This is a genomic window from Streptomyces sp. NPDC088097 (genome assembly GCF_044741845.1).
GTDB lineage: Bacteria > Actinomycetota > Actinomycetes > Streptomycetales > Streptomycetaceae > Streptomyces.
On record NZ_JBIUTJ010000010.1, the window covers coordinates 83,856 to 106,610 of the forward strand.

The 22,755-nt window shown below is 72.8% G+C and carries 15 protein-coding genes and 1 riboswitch; of the genes, 3 read left to right on the forward strand and 12 right to left on the reverse strand.

The window, feature by feature from the left end; genetic code table 11:
* Nucleotides 1–29: 29 nt before the first annotated feature.
* The 5 genes from ACIOD1_RS25095 to ACIOD1_RS25115 form a co-directional block, all read right to left on the reverse strand.
* On the reverse strand, nt 30–518 hold the full coding sequence (locus tag ACIOD1_RS25095) for a septum formation initiator family protein (protein ID WP_365620910.1): 489 nt from the start codon (nt 516–518) through the stop codon (nt 30–32).
* Between the two features lie 104 nt (nt 519–622).
* Entirely contained in the window at nt 623–1,909 is a 1,287-nt protein-coding gene (gene eno, locus ACIOD1_RS25100) for a phosphopyruvate hydratase (RefSeq protein ID WP_365620912.1), read from the reverse strand.
* A 255-nt stretch (nt 1,910–2,164) separates the two neighbouring features.
* Entirely contained in the window at nt 2,165–2,893 is a 729-nt protein-coding gene (locus ACIOD1_RS25105; RefSeq protein ID WP_365620915.1) for a transglycosylase family protein, read from the reverse strand.
* 2 nt (nt 2,894–2,895) lie between these two features.
* Nucleotides 2,896–3,067, reverse strand: a riboswitch (cyclic di-AMP (ydaO/yuaA leader).
* Nucleotides 3,068–3,344: 277 nt separating this feature from the next.
* Complete coding sequence (locus tag ACIOD1_RS25110) at nt 3,345–4,367, reverse strand: transglycosylase family protein (RefSeq protein ID WP_401904729.1); 1,023 nt, start codon at nt 4,365–4,367, stop codon at nt 3,345–3,347.
* Nucleotides 4,368–4,502: 135 nt separating this feature from the next.
* Entirely contained in the window at nt 4,503–5,780 is a 1,278-nt protein-coding gene (locus ACIOD1_RS25115) for a cytochrome P450 (RefSeq protein ID WP_365620920.1), read from the reverse strand.
* 121 nt (nt 5,781–5,901) lie between these two features.
* On the opposite strand from ACIOD1_RS25115, the gene ACIOD1_RS25120 reads away from it, so the two are divergent.
* A complete protein-coding gene (locus ACIOD1_RS25120) occupies nt 5,902–7,107 on the forward strand; it encodes a globin domain-containing protein (protein ID WP_401904732.1) in 1,206 nt (401 codons plus the stop codon).
* Here the strand turns inward: ACIOD1_RS25120 and ACIOD1_RS25125 are convergent.
* Nucleotides 7,097–8,071 (reverse strand): nucleoside triphosphate pyrophosphohydrolase, encoded by a 975-nt coding sequence (locus ACIOD1_RS25125; protein WP_401904866.1) that lies wholly within the window; start codon nt 8,069–8,071, stop codon nt 7,097–7,099. The two genes, ACIOD1_RS25120 and ACIOD1_RS25125, sit on opposite strands and share 11 nt — an antisense overlap.
* Before the next feature lie 112 nt (nt 8,072–8,183).
* Entirely contained in the window at nt 8,184–8,810 is a 627-nt protein-coding gene (locus ACIOD1_RS25130; RefSeq protein WP_401904734.1) for a SurA N-terminal domain-containing protein, read from the reverse strand.
* Nucleotides 8,811–8,986: 176 nt separating this feature from the next.
* On the opposite strand from ACIOD1_RS25130, the gene ACIOD1_RS25135 reads away from it, so the two are divergent.
* Complete coding sequence (locus ACIOD1_RS25135; RefSeq protein ID WP_401904737.1) at nt 8,987–11,383, forward strand: YfhO family protein; 2,397 nt, start codon at nt 8,987–8,989, stop codon at nt 11,381–11,383.
* A 15-nt stretch (nt 11,384–11,398) separates the two neighbouring features.
* Here ACIOD1_RS25135 and ACIOD1_RS25140 read toward each other — a convergent pair whose 3' ends face one another.
* The 3 genes from ACIOD1_RS25140 to mfd form a co-directional block, all read right to left on the reverse strand.
* Nucleotides 11,399–12,907: a serine/threonine-protein kinase gene (locus tag ACIOD1_RS25140; RefSeq protein ID WP_365620935.1), complete on the reverse strand. Its 1,509-nt coding sequence runs from the start codon at nt 12,905–12,907 to the stop codon at nt 11,399–11,401.
* A complete protein-coding gene (locus tag ACIOD1_RS25145; protein WP_401904739.1) occupies nt 12,904–13,557 on the reverse strand; it encodes a hypothetical protein in 654 nt (217 codons plus the stop codon). Before ACIOD1_RS25145 ends, ACIOD1_RS25140 begins: the two co-directional genes overlap by 4 nt.
* A 400-nt stretch (nt 13,558–13,957) precedes the next feature.
* Nucleotides 13,958–17,518 (reverse strand): transcription-repair coupling factor, encoded by a 3,561-nt coding sequence (mfd, locus tag ACIOD1_RS25150; protein WP_365620941.1) that lies wholly within the window; start codon nt 17,516–17,518, stop codon nt 13,958–13,960.
* Between the two features lie 203 nt (nt 17,519–17,721).
* Here mfd and ACIOD1_RS25155 point away from each other — a divergent pair, with 203 nt between their 5' ends.
* A complete protein-coding gene (locus tag ACIOD1_RS25155; RefSeq protein WP_401904741.1) occupies nt 17,722–19,188 on the forward strand; it encodes a DUF2079 domain-containing protein in 1,467 nt (488 codons plus the stop codon).
* A 131-nt stretch (nt 19,189–19,319) separates the two neighbouring features.
* Here ACIOD1_RS25155 and ACIOD1_RS25160 read toward each other — a convergent pair whose 3' ends face one another.
* Nucleotides 19,320–21,896, reverse strand: coding sequence for an ABC transporter permease (locus ACIOD1_RS25160; protein WP_365620945.1), 2,577 nt, complete (start codon nt 21,894–21,896; stop codon nt 19,320–19,322).
* A complete protein-coding gene (locus ACIOD1_RS25165) occupies nt 21,893–22,669 on the reverse strand; it encodes an ABC transporter ATP-binding protein (RefSeq protein ID WP_401904744.1) in 777 nt (258 codons plus the stop codon). The genes ACIOD1_RS25160 and ACIOD1_RS25165 overlap by 4 nt, the downstream gene beginning before the upstream one ends.
* Between the last annotated feature and the right edge of the window lie 86 nt (nt 22,670–22,755).

Here is a 22,755-nt window from a genome sequence, read left to right on the forward strand (position 1 = left end):
CTCTTCGTTCTCGTGGGTGGGTTGCGGGATCACTCGCCCGGGCGGTCGGCCTTGTCGACCCCGTCCCAGACGTTCGAGTACCAGGGCCGGTCGGCACCGGCCTGGCCGCCGCGGCGGTGTTCCGCGGCCCCGGAACCGGGGTCGGTCATGATGTAGCCGATCTCCCCCGGGCGCAGGAAGTGCAGGTGCTCGCGCGCCTGCTGCTCCGCGTACGCCGGATCCTGCCAGCGGGCCTTCTCGTCGCGGAGCTCGTCGAGGCGCTTGCGCGCGTCGTGGGCGCCCCGCTGCTGGTCGGCGATCTCCGAGCGTTGGGAGACGTACTGGCGCATCGGGTACGCGAGGGCGACGACCAGGGTACAGAGGACGAGCACCAGCAGCGCCGCACGGCCCGTCAGCCGGCTGCGGCGGATGTGACGGCGCGACTGGGAGCGGTAGACGTGCGCCGCGGTCCGCTCGCCGAGCTCCTTGAGCCTGGTCGCCGTCGAGAAGGTGGAGAACCGATCACGGTTCCCGGCCATCGCCCCGCCTCCCCTGTGCGCAGTACGCAATACGTCCCCGCCCACGGTACGGGACCGAGTGCGGGGACGTACGGAGGCTAGGCGCGGCCTTCGCCCGGGAGCCGTCAGCCCTTGAAGCGCGGGAACGCGGAACGGCCCGCGTACACGGCGGCGTCGTCGAGGATCTCCTCGATGCGCAGCAGCTGGTTGTACTTGGCGACGCGGTCCGAGCGGGCCGGGGCGCCGGTCTTGATCTGGCCGCAGTTCACGGCGACGGCGAGGTCGGCGATGGTGACGTCCTCGGTCTCGCCGGAGCGGTGCGACATCATGCACTTGAAGCCGTTGCGCTGGGCCATCTCGACGGCGTCGAGGGTCTCGGTCAGCGAACCGATCTGGTTCACCTTGACGAGCAGGGCGTTCGCGGAGCCCTCCTCGATGCCGCGGGCGAGGCGCTCGGGGTTGGTGACGAAGAGGTCGTCGCCGACGATCTGGACCTTGGAGCCCAGGCGGTCGGTGAGGGTCTTCCAGCCGGCCCAGTCGTCCTCGTACAGCGGGTCCTCGATGGAGACCATCGGGTACGCGGAGACGAGCTCCTCGTAGTACTCGGTCATCTCGGCGGCCGAGCGGGACTGGCCCTCGAACTCGTACTTGCCGTCCTTGTAGAACTCGGACGCGGCGACGTCGAGCGCCAGCGCGATGTCCTTGCCCGGGACGTAGCCGGCCTGCTTGATGGCCTCGACGATGAGGTCGAGCGCGGCGCGGTTGGACTCCAGGTTCGGGGCGAAGCCGCCCTCGTCGCCGAGACCGGTGGAGAGGCCCTTGGTGTGCAGGACCTTCTTGAGGGTGTGGTAGACCTCCGCACCCCAACGCAGCGCCTCGGAGAAGGACTCCGCGCCGATCGGGGCGATCATGAACTCCTGGATGTCGACGTTGGAGTCGGCGTGCGACCCCCCGTTGAGGATGTTCATCATCGGAACGGGCAGCAGGTGCGCGTTCGGGCCGCCGAGGTAGCGGAAGAGCGGCAGGTCCGAGGCCTCGGACGCGGCGTGGGCCACGGCCAGGGACACGCCGAGGATGGCGTTGGCGCCGAGGGAGCCCTTGTTGTCGGTGCCGTCCAGGTCGAACATGGCCTGGTCGATCAGGCGCTGCTCGGTGGCGTCGTAGCCGACGAGCTCCGGTCCGATCTGCTCGATGACGGCGAGGACGGCCTTCTCGACGCCCTTGCCGAAGTAACGGCTGGGGTCGCCGTCACGCAGCTCGATGGCCTCGAACGCACCGGTGGAGGCGCCGGACGGAACGGCAGCACGGCCGGTGCTGCCATCGTCGAGGCCCACCTCGACCTCGACCGTGGGGTTGCCTCGGGAGTCCAGGATTTCCCGGGCTACGACGACGTCGATGGAGGGCACGAGCATCTCCTTCTGGGATGTGACGCTGGGTGTGCGGTGGTGTGTCAGGCCGCGGGACGGCCTTGCCGACTAGAGCCTAACCGGATCGGGCCGGTCGACCGGCCGACCGCCCGGGTCCTGGGACGAAAAAGGGCCCGAATACCCTTCATCCAGGACATACGACTCTTGATCAGCCGGGCCCCGGGCCGGGACATGCCGCCGCCCGGCGCGCGAACGGCGCGCCGGGCGGCGGGTGGTGCGGGGGTGCTGTTACCCGAAGGTTCAGCCGAGGTGCAGCTTCTGACCCGGGAAGATCAGGTTCGCGTCCTTGACGATGTCCTTGTTCAGCTCGAAGAGCTTCTCCCAGCCACCCTTGACGTTGTTCGCCTTGGCGATGGAGCCGAGGGTGTCGCCCGACTTGACCACGTAGGAGCCGTTGCCCGTCTTGGGGGCCTCGGTCGAGGTCTCGGTCTTCGTCGGCGCGGGGGTCTCGGTGCGCTCGGAGCGGGTCACCGGGGCCTCGTCGCGGGGGGTCTGCGTCTTCGGCGCGGTCGGCTTCGGCGTGGCCGGCTTCGCGGGCTTGGGGGTCTCCGGCTTCGGCTTGGCGGGCGTGGTGGTCGAGCCGCCGCCGTTGTAGGAGGAGTTGGACAGGCCGACGCCGCAGGACGGCCAGGCGCCCTTGCCCTGGCCCTTGAGGACCTTCTCGGCGATGGCTATCTGCTGGGACTTGCTGGCCTGGTTGGCCTGCGAGGCGTACGCCTTGCCGCCGTACGCCGCCCACGTGGACGACGAGAACTGCAGGCCGCCGTAGTAGCCGTTGCCCGTGTTGATGGACCAGTTGCCACCGGCCTCGCAGGACGCGACCTTGTCCCACTCGGAGGCGGTGGCGGCGCTCGCGGCACCCGCGGTCATCAGCGGGGCGGCGACGGCGACACCGGCGACACCGGCGAGCGTGACGATACGGACGGCCTTGGAGCCGCGGCGGTGCTTGCCCTTGCCGGAAAGCAGCATGGATTTCTCCTCACCGACGCCTTCGAGGTGAGCTGTCGGGTTCGGGCGGATGAGTTGCCCGGCCGTGCGACCTAGCGCACGTCTTAACCCCTAGCCGGTTCGTGACCGTCTCTCAACGGCCGTTCCCGGCGCCTACCTTGGTTCCCCCGCTCCTGCCTTCGGCGCTTACGCGACGTGTGTTCCCTCCGTCCGCCGGCAGGATTCGGCGATGCGGTCGAAGGAGCCCGCGGTGGCGAGCGATTCAGAAGGTAGGCAGGTCTCTCCCCGATGTTCAACGCGCGACATCGGGGAGAAACCGCCCCACTTGCACCGTTGCGAACCACGTTTGCGCAGGTGAGGACGGGGTTTGCGGAAGTTCCGGAACGGGACACGCCAGTTGACCGGAAGAGACGCATGTCTCATTTGGCGATAACGGACATTCAGCTCTTTCTGGATGCCCGAACTGCCCCTATTACTTGGTTAGATCCAGGTTCTGGCCGGGCTTGATGAGGTCTGCGTCCCCGCCGATGACCTGCTCGTTGGCCTCGTAGAGCGCGTTCCAGCCCCCGCCGAGTCCCTTGGCCTTCGCGATGTCGGTCAGGTTGTCGCCCGCTTTCACCGTGTACGTGGGCTCAGCGGTCCCTGACGACGCGCCAGGAGTGCCGGGGAGCTCCAGCGCGGCCGGGCCGCGGTGCTTGCCCGCGCCGTCACCGGCCTCGGCCTTCGGGTCGACCGGAACGGTGGGGGCACTCGGGTCCACGGGGGCGGTCGGGGTGACCGGGGCCGTCGGGTCCACCGGGGCGGTGGGGGTGCCGGGCGCGGTGGGAGTGCCCGGCGCGGTCGGGGTGCCGGGCGCGGTGGACGGCGGAACCGTCGGGACGGCGGGTGGCGTGGTGTAGTCCGGGTCGGGCATGACGGGCAGTCCACTGGAGGGGCCGAGCGGGTAGTCCGGCAGGCCGCTGGGGCCGCCGCCCTGCGGGTCGGCGGGCTGCGGGGTCGGGGCGCCGAAGTCCGTCGCCTTCGAACCGGACCCGGTGACGGGGACCGAGGCGTCGGGGCGCGAGGGGGTGGGCGTGATCGGCGCGGGCTCGTGGCCCGGGTCCACCTCGGCCGCGGGGCCGGTCCGGGTCAGCCCGGCCGACGTGGAGCACAGCGGCCACGCCTGGGGGCCCTGGGAGGCGAGGACCCGTTCGCCGACGGCTATCTGCTGGGAGCGGCTGGCGAGGTCGGGGCGCGCCGCGTAGGCGAGTCCGCCGGCGGCCTTCCACTGCTCCAGGGTGAACTGGAGTCCTCCGTATGCACCGCTGCCGTAGTTGGCGCTCCAGGTGCCGCCGCTCTCGCAGTCGGCGACCTTGTCCCACGTGGCGATGTCGGCCGCGCTCGCGTTCGTCGTGGCGAGCAGTGGCAGGGCCAGAGCGGAGCCGGCAACTCCGGCGGTGACGACCAGGGCGGGTACCTGGCGGGGGCGTCTGTGGCGGCCGTTCCCGGGAAGCATGAGGATGCACCTTTCGCATAACGGCGGGGTAACGGCAGAACCTAGTCCCCTTCGAACGGATGTCACAAGTTCGAAGGGGCCCGGCTTCCGGTCAACGGGGGCCGTGGCGGCCCGGGATGACCCGGGATGCCCGACTCAGGCGTTTCGGGGCGTGAAGCGGACCGGGAGGGTGCGCAGGCCCCTCATGATCAGTCCGCCGCGCCAGCGCAGATCCTCTGACGGAACGGAAAGTTCCAGATCAGGCAGGCGGGTGAGCAGGGTCGCGAGGGCCGTCTGGCCTTCGAGTCGGGCCAGGGGGGCGCCGAGGCAGTAGTGGATCCCGTGGCCGTAGCCGAGGTGCTGATTGTCACTTCGGGAAAGGTCCAGCGTGTCGGGGTCCGCGAACCGCTCGGGGTCACGGTCGGCCGCCGCGAGGACGACCAGCACCGGGTCCCCGACCGCGACCTCCTGCCCGCCGAGGGTCAGCGGCTCGGTCGCGAACCGCCAGGTGGCCAGCTCCACCGGGCCGTCGTAGCGCAGCAGTTCCTCCACCCCCGTCTCCAGCAGGGCGCTCTCCCCGGCCGCCAGGGAGGCCTGGAGGCGCTCGCGCTGGTCCGGGTTCACGAAGAGGGAGTGGATGCCGTTGCCGATGAGGTTCACGGTGGTCTCGAAGCCGGCGAAGAGCAGGATGAAGGCCATCGCGGTGGCCTCGGCCTCCGTCAGGTGGTCCCCGTGGTCGCTCGCCCGGATCAGGTCCGAGATGAGGTCGTCGCCTGGATCGTCCCGCTTGCGGTGGATCAGTTCCCCGAGGTAGGTGCGGATCCGCTTCACCGAACGGGCCACGCCCCCGCGCGGACCGCCGCCGTGCCGGATCATCATTCCGGCCCAGTCGCGGAAGTCGTCCTGGTCCTCGCGCGGAACGCCGAGCATCTCGCAGATGGCGTAGATGGGGAGCGGGAAGGCGAAGTCGTGGATGAGGTCGGCCTCCCCCTTCTCCTGGAAGGCGTCGATGAGGTGGTCGGTCAGCTCCTGCACCCGCGGGGTGAACTCCGCCACCCTGCGCGGGGTGAACGCCTTCGACACCAGCCGTCGCAGCCGGGTGTGGTCCGGCGGGTCGATGTTCAGCAGGTGCGTCATCAGGTCGGCCTTGCGCTCCCCCGGGATCCCGGTGCGGCCCTTGGCGTGCGCGGTCCCCTCGTGGTGGGCCGGGTTCTTGCTGAGCCGCTGGTCGGCGAGGGCCTGGCGGGCGTCGGCGTAGCGGGTCACGAGCCAGGCCTCGACCCCGCTGGGGAGCGTGGTGCGGTGCACCGGGGAGTGCTCGCGCAGCCAGGCGTACGCCGGGTACGGGTCGGTGGCGAACTCCCAGTCGAAGAGGGTGGGGCCCTCCGGGGAGGAAGGGGTGTCGGCGGGGTCCGCGGAGGTCTGCTCATGCACCCGACGACCGTATCCCGGCGCGGAGCGGCCATCCCATATAGGTGGTTCGTCGCGGCTGTCCGTAGATCGGTGAGGTCTTGACCTCACGTTCCCCGGCCTTCCTACTTTCGGTTTTGTGGACGTGAGGATCTTGAAGAGCAGTTTCGCCGTGGTGGAGCGACGGGCCGAGCACGCCGTCAAGTTCTTCTACTCCCACCTCTTCTGGCACAACCCGGACATCCGCCCGCTCTTCCCCGGCTCCTCCCCGGACATGGAACGGCAGCGGGACCGGCTCTTCGCCGCGCTCACCCACGTCATCTCCCACCTGGAGAGCGACACCCTCCCCGGCTACCTCCACGACCTCGGCCGTGACCACCGCAAGTTCCTGGTCGGTCCCGAGCACTACGCGGCCGTGGGCGCGAGCCTGCTCGCCGCCCTCGCGGAGACCTCCGGGAAGGCGTGGACCCCGCCCGTGGAGAAGGCCTGGGCGGAGGCCTACCAGCTGATCGCCGACGCGATGACCGCCGGCGCCGCCGGGAGCACCGATCCGCCGTGGTGGGACGCCGAGGTGGTCCGTCACCTCCAGTACGGGGAGGACATCGGCGTGCTGACCCTGCTGCCGCACGCACCGCTCCCCTATGTACCCGGCCAGTACGTCAGCGTGAGCAGCGAGCGGGTGCCGACCACCTGGCGCACCTACTCCCTCGCCAACGCGCCCCGCGCCGACCACACCGTCGACCTCCACGTCAGCCGGATCGAGGGCGGCCGGCTGAGCACCGCCCTGGTCCGGGAGGTCAGGCCCGGCGAGGTGCTGCGGCTGGGGGCGCCCGGCGGGCACGCGACCCTGCGCCGCGACGACCGGCCCGTCACCTTCATCGCCGCCGGCACCGGGTGGGCGCCGGTGCGGGCCATGGTGGAGGAGCTGGCGGAGCACCCTCCCGATCACGACGTACGCCTCTTCGTGACCGCGCGGGACGCCGCCCACCTCTACGACCGGCCGCTGATCGACCGGTACGCCGCCGCCTTCGACTGGCTCGCCGTCACCTACATCACCCCCGCCCCCGGGCAGCACCGCACCCAGGCCACCGACCGGCTGGGGACCGCGCTCGGCAACCGGGGGCTGTGGCGGGAGCAGGACGTCTACCTCAGCGGCCCGGCGGAGTTCGTCGAGGAGACCTCCTACCTCCTGGAGGAACTCGGGGCCCGACCCGACCGGCTCTTCTGTGACGCCGTCCCCGCCTCCGGCTCCTCCCCGGGCCGCCCGGTGGGCTTCGGCGAGTGGTTCCTGAACCGTCCCGCCCCCCACTGGCACAACCCGTCGGGGCGCGCTCCACGGCCTAGTCCTTGATGCCCTCGGCGGCGCGGATCGCGTCCCGGTAGGCGCGGGCCGCCGCACGCAGTGCCGTCTCGGGGTCGGTCCCCGCCTCCTCGGCCCGCGCCGCGAGCGCCAGCAGTTCGTAGCCGATGCCCTCGCCCCGGGGCAGTTCCACCGCGAGGCCGCCCGCGCGGGCCCGGCCGGCGAGCTTGGCCGCGAGGGCCAGTCCGGGCTGGGCGAGGGGGACCCCGTCGGTGACCGACTCCCGCCGCTTCTCCACGGCCTTGGTGGCCTGCCAGTGCGCGTTGACGTCCTCCGGAGTCGTGGCCTCGGCGTCCCCGAAGACGTGCGGGTGGCGCCGGATCAGCTTGTCCACCAGGTCTCCGGCGACGTCGTCCACGGAGAACGGCCCCTCGCCGTCGTCCCCGTCCTCGTCCTCCGTCGCGGCCTCGCCCTCCTCCGCGATCCTCGCGTGGAAGACCACCTGGAGCAGTACGTCGCCCAACTCCTCGCGCAGGGCGGCCCGGTCCCCGTCCTCGATCGCCTCGACCAGCTCGTACGCCTCCTCCAGCGCGTACTTCACGAGGCCCTCGTGGGTCTGCGCCGAGGTCCAGGGGCACTCGCGGCGGACCCGGTCCATGACCTGGACCAGGTCGAGCAGGCGGGCGCCCGGCAGGTCGTAGGAGCCGGGGAGCAGTTCCAGGTCGGGCATGGACAGCCGGCCCGAGCCCGCGAGCCGGGCCAAGCCGTCGGTGAGGCGCCGGTCGCCCTCGCCGCCCGGGATCACCACGATGGTGCGGCCCCCGGCGCAGGCCTCGACGAGCGCGTGCGCGTCCGGGTCCTCGTACGCCACCTCCACCCCCGCCTCGCGCAGGTACGGCAGCTGCGGGTGGGCCGGGTCGGAGCACAGCACCCGGTCGGCGGCGCGCAGCGCCTGCCAGGCGGGCCAGGAGAGCAGGCCGGGGGCGACCCGGTGGCTGGCGGTCAGCAGGACGATCCGGCCGGTCGGAACGGCGGGAGCGGAGTCCCCGGCGGAGGCCGCGGAGGCTGCGGAGGCGGGTTCGGCGGTGTGGTCGGTCACCCTCCGAACCTACCTCCGCGCGCGGAGGTCAGGCCCCGGCGGGTGCCGCCTGCTCGGGCTGGGTGCGCTGGGTGATCCAGGGCGTCTCCTGGTCCCCGAGCAGGAGCTGCTGGGAGTCCCAGCGCCCGAAGCGCGGGTTGACCTCGATGTGCAGGGCCTTCGCCGCCTCCCCGAGGCCGACCAGGGCCTTGTCCTGGCTGCCGAAGTGCGCGAAGACCTTGTCGCGCAGCAGCTTGAAGCGGGCGTCGGCGGCGATCTGGTCCGGGGCGAGCTGCGCCTCCTGGAGCGCGGCGGCCACGAGGGTCTTCTCGTCGCCGGCCGTCTTCAGCTGGGCCTTGCGGACGTCCTCGATCTCCTTGGTGCTCACGCTCAACCCGGCGTCCTTCGCGGCCCGCTCCAGGACGGCCGACTGGATCATCTTGTTGAGCTTGAGCCGCTCCAGGCCGGCGGTGGCCTGGATGAGCTGGGCGCCCTGCCCGGAACGGTTCTGCGCGTCACGGACGTCGTTGACCTGGGCCTGGAGGGCGGAGGTGGTGATGCGGTCGCCGCCGACGACCGCCGCCGTGCCGGGGCGGGTTCCGCCCGAGCAGGCGGACAGCAGAGGGGCCGCCACCAGGAGGGCGGCGGAGACGGAGAGCGCTGTGCGACGGTGCAAAGGAGCCTCCAGGGCCGGGAGATTGTGCGTCAGTGCACAAGGGCCGTGCGGTGATCGATGGTATGAGGTCAGGATGGTCCGGGCCACCGCTTCGACCAACGATTCCGGGGGTGTTGGGGTGCGAGTTCACCCCCGGCTACCGCCGGGACCACCGTTCCTGGGATCGTCGGTCCACCATGTCGACACCGCAGCTCGCCCCACAGCGCACCCCCGCTCGGCGCCCCGCGCCCCCCGCGGCCCGGCCCGGCCGGCGCCCCGGTCTGCTCGGCTCGGCCCTCGCCGCCCTGGTCACCGCGGTCGCCGTGGCCGGCGGGGACGCCGTCGCGCGGGTGTTCCCGTACGGCTCGCGCCACCGCAGCGTCAACGACCTCGGAAACCAGTTCGTGCCCTTCCACGCGCACCTGTGGGACCTGCTGCACGGGCGCGCCGAGGGCGGGCTGCTCTTCAACTGGCAGTCCGGGTACGGCACCAGCTTCCTGCCGGACCTGGGCACGTACCTGACGAGTCCGTTCGCCGTGCTGGTGGCGCTGTTCCCGCGCGAGGACATCGACCTCGCGGTGTACGTGGTGACCGTGCTGAAGATGGCGGCCGCGGCGGCGGCCATGGCCTGGCTGCTGCGCACCCAGGCGCGAGGACCGTGGTGGGCGGCCGGGCTGCTCGGCGCCTCGTACGCGTTGTGCGGCTGGTCGGTGATCGAGGCCGCCTACAACCCGATGTGGCTGGACGGAATGATCGCCTTCCCGCTGCTGTGCCTGACCGGGGAGTGGGCGCTGCGCTCGCGGCGCCCGGTGCTCGGGGTGCTGGTGGTGGCCGTCTCCTGGACGGCGAACTTCTACACCGCCTACATGGCGACGCTGGGCGCGGCGCTGGTGCTGCTGCTGCGGGTGGTGCTCACACGGGAGGGGACGCGCGAGCGGGCCCTGGTCGTGGGCCGGGCGGCGGTGACCACCGTGCTCGGGATCGCGCTGGCGGCTCCGGTGCTCGCGCCGCTGTTCCTCAGCTCGAAGCAGGCCTACCCGGGGTGGTTCCGGGAGTTCTCCCCGGTGTCGTGGGCGGACCTGTTCGCGCGGCTGATGCCGGCGACGTACTCCTTCAACTCCCCCGCCGTGTTCGTGGGGACCGGGACCCTGCTGCTGGCGGCGGCGCTGCCCTTCCACCGGGCGGTGCCGGCGCGGACCCGGTGGGGGTGGACGGGGCTGGTCGTCGGGGTGGCGCTGTCCTTCCAGTGGGAGCCGACCCACCTGGCCTGGCACCTGTTCGCGACGCCGAACGGCAGCGCGTACCGGCAGACCTTCGTACTGGCCGGGATCGTCGTCATCGCCGCCTGGACGGGGCTGTCCCAAAGCCCGCCCGGGGCAAGGCCGCTGATCGCCGGGGCGGGGCTGCTGACGGCGGCCGTGCTGTCGGCGGGCTCCAGCGCACTGGCCACGACCTGGGGCTACGCCCTGTTCGGCGGCGGCCTGGCCGTGACGGCCTGGGCCTGGTGGTCGCTGGGCCGGCGCCGGCTCCTGGTGCCCGCGGCGGGGCTGCTCGCGGCGGTGCTGGTGGCGCAGGCGGCGGCGACGACGGCGTACGGGCACAAGGGCAAGCTGGCCGGCCTGGACGACTACCCGTCCTGGAACGGGGCCCACACCGCGCGCGCCGAGGCGCTGGCGGGGGCCGACGGTTGGCCCGCCTACCGGACGGACGCGGGCCGGCCCGCGCTGAGCGGCAACGACCCGATGCTGCTCGGCGGCGAGGGCGGCTCGTACTACAGCAGTCACACCCCGGACGTGTTCACCCGGACGATGGCGGCGCTGGGCGCGGGCTGGACCTCGCGCGGCCGCAACGTCCAGAGCCTCGACAACCCCGTCACGGACGCGGTGTTCGCGGTGGGCGCCCGGCTGCGCCCCGACGGCACGATCGCCCGTACGGAGGTCCCGCCGCTGGTCACCGTCCGTCCGGCGGGGCCGCCCCGCGCCTACGGGGACTCCCCGTTCGCCAACCAGGAGGCCCTGCTGGGCGCGCCGGTCTACGAGGATCCGCTCGCGCCCGGGGTCTGCCGGGCGGGCACCGAGGCCTTCCTGTGGGCCCCGGAGTACAACGCCACGGCCCGCCTCGGCGACGGCCTCCCCGTCCGGCTGAACGGCTACGCCCCCCGCAACCGGGCCGCGCTCCAGCCGATGGGGACCTCGAACGGCTCCGCCTCCAAGCTCCGCTTCGACCGGCCCGCCCCCGCCTCCTGGGCCCTGTCCTGCCTGGACCGGGGCCGCCTGGAACCGGCGGTGGCGGCCCTGCGGGCCTCGGGGGCCGGCGCGGTGGAGGTGACGGACTCCGGGGTGCGCGCCACCCTCCCGCCGGGCAGCGCGGGCACGGCCGTCATCGCCACCCCGGCGGTCGCGGGCTGGAGCTGCGACGGCCGCCCGGGCGGCTCGTACCTGGGCCTCCTGGCCGTCCCCCTGGACGGCCGCACCACCGTGAGCTGTACCTTCCGCCCGCCGGGGCTGTTCGCGGGCACGGCGGCGGCGGCCCTGTCGGCGCTGGTGGTGCTCGCTCTGGCGCTCAGGCGCCGGCGGCGGGGCACGGCGGCGTAGGGCCGGCCGACGGCGTCAGCGCACCTGGCCGAGCCATTGCAGGGTGCGGCGGACCTCCACCGGGAGGGGGTGGTTGGGTCCGTGCAGCCGGTCCGCGTCGAACAGCAGGCGGACCAGGGTGTCGTGGGCCGCCGGGCGGTCGCCCAGCGAGAGCAGCAGGTGCGCTATCCGGCGGCGGACCTCCAGCGGCAGCCCCGGGTCGGGGTTGGCGTAGTGGTTCTCGAACAGGGGCAGCAGCGAGCGGTACTCCGCCAAGGCGGCGGCCGGTTCGCCGAGCTGCTCCAGGCACTGGGCCGCGTCGTAGCGGAAGCGCAGGGCCTGGGGGTCGCCGGCGGGGAACTCGTCGGCGAGGCGGCGCAGTTCGGGCAGGGCCCGGCGGTACTGCCCGTCGTCCATCAGGGTGGCCGCGTACTGCTTGCGCAGCGAGCGCACCACCGGGGAGTGCTGCCCGTGCTCGGCGGCGGCGGCCGGGAGGATCCCGCCGAGGATGTCCACGGCCTGGGTCAGGCGGCCCTGGTCCAGCAGCTTGCGGGCCTCGTCCACCGCCCCCGGGATGTCGGGCCGCGGCGGCGCCGTGGGCTGCGGGGGGATCACCGCGGTGGCCCGGTCCGGCCAGGGGGCCGAGGGGCGCAGGAAGGGGCGGGTCGGGTCGAGGGGGCCCGCCGGGGCGCGGCTGCCGCGCGTCGGTAGCAACGGTTCGAGGGCCTCGTAGACCTCCTGCGCGGAGCCGGGCCGGTCCTGCGGGTCCTTGGCGAGCAGGCGCAGCAGCAGCGCCTCCAACTCCGCGGGGATCTCGGGGCGCCGGCCGCGCACCGGCAGAGGGGGCTCGTAGAGGTGGCGGTGCAGGACGCCGAGGGCGGTGGATCCGGCGAAGGGGACGTTCCCGCTGAGGAGTTCGTACAGCAGCACGCCGAGCGCGTAGAGGTCGGTGTAGGGGCCGACGGCGCCGCCCATGGCCTGCTCGGGGGCCATGTAGGCGGGGCTGCCGATCGGGGTGCCGGTGCTGGTGAGGCGGGTGGTGTCGGTGTCCATCACGGAGGCCACGCCGAGGTCGAGGACCAGCACGGTCCCGTCGGGGCGGACCATCACGTTGCGGGGCTTGAGGTCGCGGTGGACGATCGGCACCGCGTGCACGGCGGACAGCACCGAGCACAGCTGCGCCACCACGGCGACCGCCCACGGCCAGGGGTACGGGTCGTGTGCGGCGAGGTGGTCGGCGAGGTCGGAGCCCTCCACGTAGCCCATCACCAGGAAGAGTTCGTCGCCGTCGCTGCCCGCGTCGTGCACCGTGACCAGGCCGGGGTGGTCCACCTGCGCGGTGACCCGGCACTCGCGCACGAAGCGGCGGCGCAGTTCCTCGGCGACGGTGCCGGGGCCGGCCACCTTGTCGGGGCGCAGCAGCTTCACGGCGACGCGGCGGTCCAGTCGGCGGTCGTAGGCCGTCCACACCTGGCCCATGCCGCCCTGCCCGAGGATCGCGGCGAGCTGGTAGCGCTCGCCGATGGTCCGTTGCCCCTCGGTCACTGATTCGGGTCCTGGACCGAGGTGTTGTTCGGGTCGCGGTAGGGGCCGCCGGGCTGCGGCGGGCCCGCGGGGGGCTGCCGGCGCAGCAGCTCGCTGAGTTCGTCGAGTTCGGCGCGCACCTGGCCGATGCGGGGCGGCGGGGTGTGGTGCGGGGGCGTCTGCGGGACCTGCGGGGGGACGGGCGCGGTGGTCCCGGCGGGCGGGTAGCCGTAGGCGGGTCCGGTCTGCTGCTGTCCGTACGGGGTCTGCTGGGCCGGGTACCAGGGGGCGGCGCCGTGCACCTGGACGGTGACGAGGGCAGCCCGCTCGTGGTGCTTGATGTCGGCGACGAGGTAGTACACGGCGACGGCGAACCCGGTGAGGAGGGTGCCGCCGGCGCCGACGTTGCCCTGCCAGCCGCTGGTGTCGGCCGTGGGGTCGGCCTCGATGAAGGCGATCCAGACGAAGAACAGCAGGGCGGTGAACACCATCAGCGCCCAGTCGCTCCCCTTGCGGGTGAGCACCGCGAGCCGCACGAGCGATCCCCAGGCGAAGAAACCGCAGCTGAGCACGGGCAGCGCGGTGAACAGCACGCGCAGCGTCATCGTCGTCGACGAGACGGGACGGTGGCCTTGCGGGCCTTGCTGCGGCGGGATGCCGGGGCCGTGCATCGATGCTCCTGACGGGCCGTACGGAAGTTTCGGGTCTGAGCGTATACACGCTTTCGCGCCGCCGGTGAGGGATGGACCCAACCGTTGCAGGGTCGCAGCACGGCCGCCGGACCGGGCCGGGAACCCGGCGGCCACGGCCGCGCACGACGTTCCGGGCGGCGCCGGTCGACCCCGTACCCGGTGCGGCGCTTCAGCGCGCGCGACACGCTCCCGCCGACCCGGACCGACTGCCGAGCGGACGGTGGCGGCGCCTCGCCCACCGCGAGCCCGGGGGCCGCCTGAGCGCTCGGGCCCGTGACGTCGGGCCCTCGCCGAGCGCGGGCGCCCGCGCCACGGGCCGCCACGCCGAAGCCGTCGCGGGGCCCGTCGCGCGGGGCCCGCGACGGCGGCGTTTCGACGCCTAGGACCCGAGGATCGTGGTCAGGAACTCGCCGGTCCAGCCGAGCAGTTCGCGCCCGACGAGCGGCTTGCCGCCCACCCGGGCCGTCTTCGGCCTCGGGACGAGCACCTGTGAGGTCGCCGGCTTGAGGAGCGTCCCCGGGTAGAGCCGCTTGAGCCGCAGCTCCTGCGACTCGCGCAACTCCACGGGGCCGAAGCGGATGTTGGGCCCCGCCAGGGTGATGTCGCCGACCCCGCAGGCCCGCGCGAGCATCCGCAGCCCCGCCACCAGCAGCAGGTTCTCCACCGGCTCCGGCAGCTTGCCGTAGCGGTCGGTCAGCTCCTCGCGCACCGCCCTGACGTCCTCCTCGGAGTTGGCCGAGGCGATCGAGCGGTACGCCTGCAGGCGCAGCCGCTCGCCGGGCGCGTAGTCGTGCGGGACGTGCGCGTCGACCGGCAGCTCGATCTTCACCTCCAGCGGCGGCTCCTCCTCCACCCCGCCGTCGATCGCGGCCCGGTAGTCGGCCACCGCCTCGCCGACCATCCGGATGTAGAGGTCGAAGCCGACGCCCGCGATGTGGCCGGACTGCTCCCCGCCCAGCAGGTTGCCTGCGCCGCGGATCTCCAGGTCCTTCATCGCCACGTACATGCCCGCGCCCATCTCGGTGTGCTGGGCGATGGTCGCGAGCCGCTCGTGCGCGGTCTCCGTGAGCGGCTTCTCCGGCGGGTACAGGAAGTACGCGTAGCCGCGCTCGCGGCTTCGGCCGACGCGACCGCGCAGCTGGTGCAGCTGCGAGAGGCCGAAGTTGTCGCCGCGCTCCACGATCAGGGTGTTGGCGTTGGAGATGTCGATGCCGGACTCGACGATGGTCGTCGAGACGAGGACGTCGAACTTCTTCTCCCAGAAGTCCACGACCACCTGTTCCAGGGCCTGCTCCGACATCTGCCCGTGCGCCGTCGCGATCCGCGCCTCGGGCACGATCTCGCGCAGCTTGGCGGCGGCCCGGTCGATGGACTCGACCCGGTTGTGGATGTAGAAGCACTGGCCCTCGCGGAGCAGCTCGCGGCGGATGGCCGCGCCGATCTGCTTCTCCTCGTAGGGCCCGACGAAGGTCAGCACCGGGTGGCGCTCCTCCGGCGGGGTGGTGATCGTCGACATCTCGCGGATGCCGGTCACCGCCATCTCCAGGGTGCGCGGGATCGGCGTAGCGGACATGGTCAGCACGTCCACGTTGGCACGGAGCTTCTTGAGCTGCTCCTTGTGCTCGACGCCGAAGCGCTGCTCCTCGTCGACGATGACCAGGCCCAGGTCCTTGAACTTCGTCTCCTGCGAGAACAGCCGGTGGGTGCCGATGACGATGTCGACGGACCCTTCCCGCAGGCCCTCCAGGGTGGCCTTGGACTCGGTGTCGCTCTGGAAGCGGGACAGCGCCCGCACGTTGACGGGGAACTGCGCGTACCGCTCGGAGAAGGTCCCGAAGTGCTGCTGCACGAGCAGGGTGGTGGGGACGAGGACGGCGACCTGCTTGCCGTCCTGCACCGCCTTGAAGGCGGCCCGGACCGCGATCTCGGTCTTGCCGTAGCCCACGTCTCCGCAGATCAGGCGGTCCATGGGGACGGACTTCTCCATGTCCTCCTTGACCTCGGCGATGGTGGTGAGCTGGTCGGGCGTCTCCGCGTACGGGAAGGCGTCCTCCAGCTCCCGCTGCCAGGGGGTGTCCGGGCCGAAGGTGTGGCCGGGGGCCGCCATGCGCGCGCTGTAGAGCCTGATGAGGTCGGCGGCGATCTCCTTGACCGCCTTCTTCGCCCGCGCCTTGGTCTTGGTCCAGTCGGCGCCGCCGAGCCGGTGCAGGGTGGGGGCCTCGCCGCCGACGTACTTGGTGACCTGCTCCAGCTGGTCGGTGGGGATGTAGAGCCGGTCGCCGGGCTGGCCGCGCTTGGCGGGCGCGTACTCGACGAGGAGGTACTCGCGGGTGGCGCCCTGGACGGTGCGCTGCACCATCTCGATGTAGCGGCCGACGCCGTGCTGCTCGTGCACGATGTAGTCGCCGACCTCCAGGGTCAGCGGGTCGACGGACTTGCGGCGCCGGGTCGGCATCCGGCCCAGGTCCTTGGTCGCCGTGCGCTGTCCGGTCAGGTCGGTCTCGGTGAGGACCGCCAGCTTCAGGGCCGGGTCCACGAAGCCGTTGTCGATCGAGGCGCAGGTCACCTGCACGATCGAGGGCTCCAGGACCTTCAGGTCGGCCTCCAGGCGGGCGGCGATGCCCTCCCCGCCGAGCACCTCGACGGTCCGGGCGGCCGGGCCGTGGCCCGCGGTGAGGTAGACGGTGTGCCAGCCGTCAGCGATCCAGCCCTTGGTGTCGGCGAGCGCGCGGGCGGTGTCGCCCCGGTAGGCCTCGGGGGCGTGCATGCCGAGCCTGAGGACCGCCGGCTCGCCCGCCGACGTCACCGCGCTGCCCGCCGGGTCCGTCTCGTCGGCGGCGAAGGGGGAGACCGACCACCACATCATGCCCAGCTCGCGCGCGTGCTCGCGGACGTCGGCGATCCCGCGCAGGGAGGCCGCGCCCACGTCGATGGGGGCCTCGCCGCCGCCGGCGGTGGCCGCCCAGGAGGCCATCAGGAACTCCTGGGAGGTCGCCACCAGGTCGGAGGCCCGGGTGCGGACCCGCTCCGGGTCGCAGACCACGGCCATCGCCCCGGCCGGCAGCACGTCGATGAGCAGTTCCATGTCGTCGACGAGGACCGGGGCCAGGGACTCCATGCCCTCGACGGCGATCCCCTCGGCGATCTTGTGCAGCAGCTCGCCCAGCTCCGGATGGGCCTCGGCCAGGGCCGCCGCCCGGGCGCGCACCTGGTCGGTGAGCAGCAGCTCGCGGCACGGCGGGGCCCACAGGCCGTGCTCGGCGATCTCCAGGGAGCGCTGGTCGGCGACCTTGAAGTAGCGGATCTCCTCGACCTCGTCGCCCCAGAACTCCACGCGCTGCGGGTGCTCCTCGGTGGGCGGGAACACGTCGAGGATCCCGCCGCGCACGGCGAATTCCCCGCGCTTCTCCACCAGCTCGACCCGGGCGTACGCGGCCGCCGCCAGGGCGGCGGTGATCTCCCCGAGGTCCACGCTCTGTCCCTGGCGCAGGCTCACCGGCACCAGGTCGCCCAGGCCCTGGACCTGGGGCTGGAGCACCGAGCGGATCGGCGCCACGATCACCGAGACGCGGCCGGTGGCCGGGTCGTCCTCGCTCGGGTGCGCGAGCCTGCGCAGGACGGCGATCCGCCGGCCGACGGTGTCGCTGCGCGGGCTGAGCCGCTCGTGCGGCAGCGTCTCCCACGACGGGTAGTCCACGACCTCGTCGGGGGGCAGCAGGGAGCGCAGCGCGGCGGCCAGGTCCTCGGCCTCCCGCCCGGTGGCGGTGACGGCGAGCACGGTCCGCCCGGTGCGGGCGGCCAGCGCGGCGATCGCGAAGGGGCGGGCGGCGGCGGGGCCGACCAGGTCCACGTGCATGCGGTTGCCGTGGCCGGCCGCGGTGATCGCCTCGGCGAGGGCGGGGTCCCGGGTGACGGCGTCGAGCAGTCCTTGCAGGCTCATGAAGGAGGCTTTCCATCCGGTGGAGGGGCGTGGAGCGGGGCCACGCCGAGGCGTGGAAGCGGGACAACGCGAAGGACCCGACACGTGAACGGGCCGGGGGTTCCCACCCTACGCCCGGGGCCCGCCCCCCTCATCGGTGTGAGCACCCGCGCGGGTGAGGGGGCGCCTTCGGAGGCCGCCGTGCGGGGTGACAATCTTTCTTTATGTCCATATCCGGGGGCCCGGCACGCGCCGGGAAGCCGATGACCGCCGTGGTCGTCGGCCCCCTCGTCGTCGCCGCCGACCGGGCCGACCGGGACGGGCTCCGGGCCGCGCGGGTCGCGCGCGCGTCCCCGTACCTCCTCGCGGCGCTGCTCTTCCTCGTCTACACCGCGCTCTCCCTGGGCCTCCTGCGCCGGATGGAGAACAGCTCGTGGGACCTGGGGATCTTCGAGCAGGCCGTACGGGCCTACGCGTACCTGCGGGCGCCCGTGGTCGAGCTCAAGGGCCCCGGCTTCAACATCCTCGGGGACCACTTCAGCCCCGTCGTCGCCCTGCTCGCGCCCCTCTACCGGGTCTTCCCCGGTCCGCAGACCCTGCTCGTGGCGCAGGCGTTCCTGTTCGCCCTGTCCGCGCTCCCCGTGACCCGGGCCTCGGCGCGCCTGCTCGGGCCGGCGCGGGGGCTCGCGCTCGGGGCGGCGTACGGACTGTCCTGGGGGGTCCAGCGGGCCGTCGCCTTCGACTTCCACGAGATCGCGTTCGCCGTCCCGCTGCTGGCCTTCGCCCTGGAGGCCCTGCTCGCGCGTCGTTGGCGGGCCGCCCTGGGGTGGGGGGCGGGGCTGCTGCTGGTCAAGGAGGACCTGGGGGTCACCCTCGCGGCGCTGGCCCTGGTGGTGGCCTGGCGGGCCCGGGGCGTCGACCGGCGGGCCGCCCGACTGGCGCTCGCCGTGGCGGTGGCCGGGGTGGCCGTCGCCGCCCTGGTGTTCACCGTGGTGATCCCGGCCTTCGCCGCCGACGGCTACCCGTACTGGAACAAGCTCGACGGGGCGGGCGGCGGACCCTTCCGGGGGCTCGGCACGAAGCTCGCCACCCTCGCCTGGGTGCTCGTCCCCACCACCGGCTTGCTGGCGCTGCGTTCCCCGCTGCTGCTGGTGGCCGTCCCCACCCTGGGCTGGCGCTTCCTGTCCGGGGAGTCCCACTACTGGTCCACGGACTGGCACTACAGCGCCGTCCTGATGCCGGTCGTCGCGCTCGCCCTGGCCGACGCCCTCGACACCGTCCGGCGCGGGAGCCGGCCCCGGATGCGCGCGTACGCCCTCCAGCTGCCCCCCGCCGTGCTCGCCGCCGCCCTCGCCCTGAGCGCGACCAGCCTGCCGCTGGCCCGGCTCGGGGACGGGAGCCTCTACCGCAAGCCCGCCCGGGTGCTCGCCGCGGAGCGGCTCCTCGACCGGATCCCGGACGGATCGGAGGTCGAGGCCGACAACGCCGCGCTGACCCGGCTGACCTCGCGCTGCCGGGTCTTCTGGATCGGCGACGCCCGGGGGCGGCTCCCGGCCTTCCTGGCCTTCGACAACTCCTCGGGCTGGGCCGGCGAGGACCTCCCCGCCTACGCCGAGCAGCTCCACCCGGGCTCGCGCTTCGTGCGGGTGGGCGAGGCGGGCGGGATGGTCCTGCTCGAACGGGTGCGGTAGCTCCCGCACGGTCCGGCCCGCTCCCGCCGGAGCAGCGCACGACGCCGGCCCCGGACCGTCCTCTCGGACGGCCCGGGGCCGGCGCCCACCCCCTCCCCCGCGGAGGGTCCCCCGTACGACCGCCCGTCCGGTTACTCGGTGGCGATCGCGTTCAGTACGTTCATCCGCCCCGCCCGGAAGGCCGGCACCAGTGCGGCGAACAGGCCCACCAGGGCCGAGGCGGCGAACACCCCGAGGATGGTCGGCCAGGGGATCTCCAGGACCTTCAGGCCCTCCAGGGCGAGGAGCCGCTGGGCGGCGGCGCCCCAGCCCATGCCCAGGCCGAGGCCCAGCAGGGCGCCGAACAGGGCGATGACCACCGACTCCAGGCGGATCATGCGGCGCAGCTGCCGGCGGGAGAGGCCGATGGCGCGCATCAGGCCGATCTCGCGGGTCCGCTCGACCACCGAGAGGGCCAGGGTGTTGACCACGCCGAGGACGGCGACGACGATCGCGAGGCCGAGGAGGCCGTAGACCATGTTGAGCAGTTGGCCGACCTGGTCCTTGAGCGCCTGCTTGTAGTCGGCCTGGTTGCGGACCTTGTACTGCGGGTACTCGGCGAGGGCCTTCTTGACCTCCGCGTAGGCGGCGTCGGCCTGACCGGACTTGGCGGCGGCCAGCAGCATGAAGGGGCGCGGCATCCTGTCGGCCGGGACGTTCGCCTCGGCGAGCGCGGTGCTCACGTACTTCATGCCCTTGTCGAGGTTGCCCTCGTCGCTGGTGATGGCCGCGACCTTCAGCTTGACGGTGCTGCCGCCGGTGAAGGCGACGGTCAGCTCGTCGCCCAGCTTGACGTGGTGGGCGTCGGCGTAGATCGAGCCGACCCCGATCGCGCCCTTGCCGTACGCCGCCGCGTGCTCGCCGGCCACCATCTTGCGCCGCAGGTCCGTGGCGTAGGTGGGGTCGGTGGCGCCCACGTCGGTCTTCTCGCTGCTCCCGTCGGGGGCGGTGATGGTGACCGGCAGCTGGCGGTAGGCGGTGACGTGGTCGAGCCGGCCGTTGTCGCGCAGGGCCTTCTCGGCCTGCGGCATGACGGGCTGTCCGGTCTCGGAGGCGATGATGTAGTCCGCGCCGACCGACTTGTCGAGTTCGTCGGTGGCGGAGGCCACCATCGAGGAGCCGACCACCGACAGGCAGGCGACCAGGGCCAGTCCGATCATCAGCGCGGCGGCGGTGGCGCCGGTGCGGCGCGGGTTGCGCAGCGCGTTGCGCTCGGCGAGCCGGCCGACGGAGCCGAAGGGCCGCAGGACCGCCCTGCCGAGCACCCGGACGACCCCGCCGGCGAGCAGCGGGCCGATCACGATGAAGCCGATGAGGGTGAAGAGGACGCCGAGGGCGAGCCAGAGGGAGCCCGCGGAGGCCTTGTCGGCGCCGGTGGCGAGGAACAGGGCCGCGCCGCCGGTCCCGGTGAGGACCAGTCCGAGCACAGCGCGGACCACGCCGGCCTTGCGGTCGCCGGGGGTGCCGGCGTCGCGCAGGGCGGCCATCGGGGAGACCTTCCCGGCGCGGCGGCCGGGGACGTAGGCGGCGACGACGGTGACGACGATGCCGAGGACCAGGCCGGCGACCGGGGTGGTCCAGGCGACCGTCAGGTCGTCGGTGGACAGCTCCATGCCCATCTGGCCCATGAGTTTCATCAGGCCGACGGCGAGGCCGATGCCCGCGCCGACACCGAGGAGGGAGCCGAAGACCCCGAGCAGGAAGGCCTCGACGAGGACGGAGCGGTTGATCTGCCGGCGGTCGGCGCCGATGGCGCGCATCAGGCCGATCTCCCGGGTGCGCTGGGCGACCAGCATCGAGAAGGTGTTGAAGATCAGGAAGATGCCGACGAGGAAGGCGATCCCGGCGAAGCCGAGCATCACGTACTTCATGACGTCGAGGAAGGAGCCGACGTCCTTGCGGTTGGCGTCCGCGGCCTCCTTGGAGGTCTGGAGCTTGTACGTGTCGGCGCCGACGGCCTGGGCGACGTTCCTCTTGAGCTGCTCGTCGCTCACCCCGTCCTTGGCGGTGACGTTGATCTGGGTGAAGGCACCGGGGGCGCCAAGCAGGTGGCGCTGGGCGGTCTCGGTGTCGAAGTAGACGAGGGTCGCGCCCGGGTTGGTCACCTGGAAGGTGGCGATGCCGACGATCCTGGCGCGGAGGTCACCGGTCACGGTGATGGTGCGCAGTTCGTCGCCCAGGGCGAGGTGGTGCTTCTCGGCCGTGTCGCTGTCGAGCATCATCTCGGTGGGACCGCGCGGGGCGTGCCCCGAGGTGATCTTCATCGACTTCAGCTCGTTGTCGTTCCAGTTGCCGGCGAGGGTCGGGGCGCCGGTGGTGGACCCCACGTTCTCGTTCTCGGCGTTGACGACGGTGACGGCGGAGGACATGACCGCGCCCTCGGCCGCCCGGACCCCTTCGGCCGCGGCGACCTTGGCGACGAGGGCCGGCTCCAGGGTGTCCGGCTTGCCGGTGTCGGGGGTGTCCTCCCCCTCGGCGGCGCTCTTGGGACTGACGGTGACGTCGGAGCTGGTGACCGCGAAGAGCTTGTCGAAGGTGGTGTTCATGGTGTCCGTGAACACGAGGGTTCCGCAGACGAAGGCGACGGAGAGCAGTACGGCGATGGCGGACAGCGCCATCCGGCCCTTGTGCGCGACGAAGTTGCGTCGCGCGGTCTTCATGACGGTCACGAGGTCCGCCCGCGCGCGTCGAAGTCCTTCATCCGGTCCAGGACCTGGTCGGCCGTGGGCCCGTACATCTCGTCGACGATGCGGCCGTCGGCGAGGAAGATGACGCGGTCCGCGTAGGAGGCGGCCACCGGGTCGTGGGTGACCATGACGATGGTCTGGCCCAGCTCGTCGACGGACTGGCGCAGGAAGCCGAGGACTTCGGCGCCCGCCCGGGAGTCCAGGTTTCCGGTGGGCTCGTCGCCGAAGATGATCGCGGGGCGGGCGGCGAGGGCGCGGGCTACGGCCACGCGCTGCTGCTGGCCACCGGACAGTTCGGTCGGGCGGTGCTTGAGGCGGCCCGCGAGGCCCACCGTGTCCACGACCCGGTCCAGCCACTGCTGGTCGGGCTTGCGGCCCGCGATGTCCATGGGGAGGGTGATGTTCTCCAGGGCGTTCAGCGTCGGCAGCAGGTTGAAGGCCTGGAATATGAAGCCGATCTTGTCGCGGCGCAGCTGCGTGAGCTTCTTGTCCTTGAGGCCGGTGATCTCGGTCTCGTCGAGGTGGATCCGCCCGCTGGTGACCGTGTCCAGGCCGGCGAGGCAGTGCATCAGCGTGGACTTGCCGGAGCCCGAGGGGCCCATGATCGCGGTGAACTGGCCGCGGTGGATGTCCACGTCCACGGAGTCGAGGGCGACGACGCGGGTCTCGCCGGAGCCGTAGGCCTTGACGACCCCGCGCGCCCGGGCCGCGGCGGGTCCGTGCCCTCCCGTGCCCTCGTGCCTGGTTTCGGTCATCGCCGTTGTCACGGTCTTCTCCCCTGTTGGTGGCTCGTTCGTTCCGCCGCGTCGCGGATCCGGATCCGACCGCGTGCTCGCGTTCT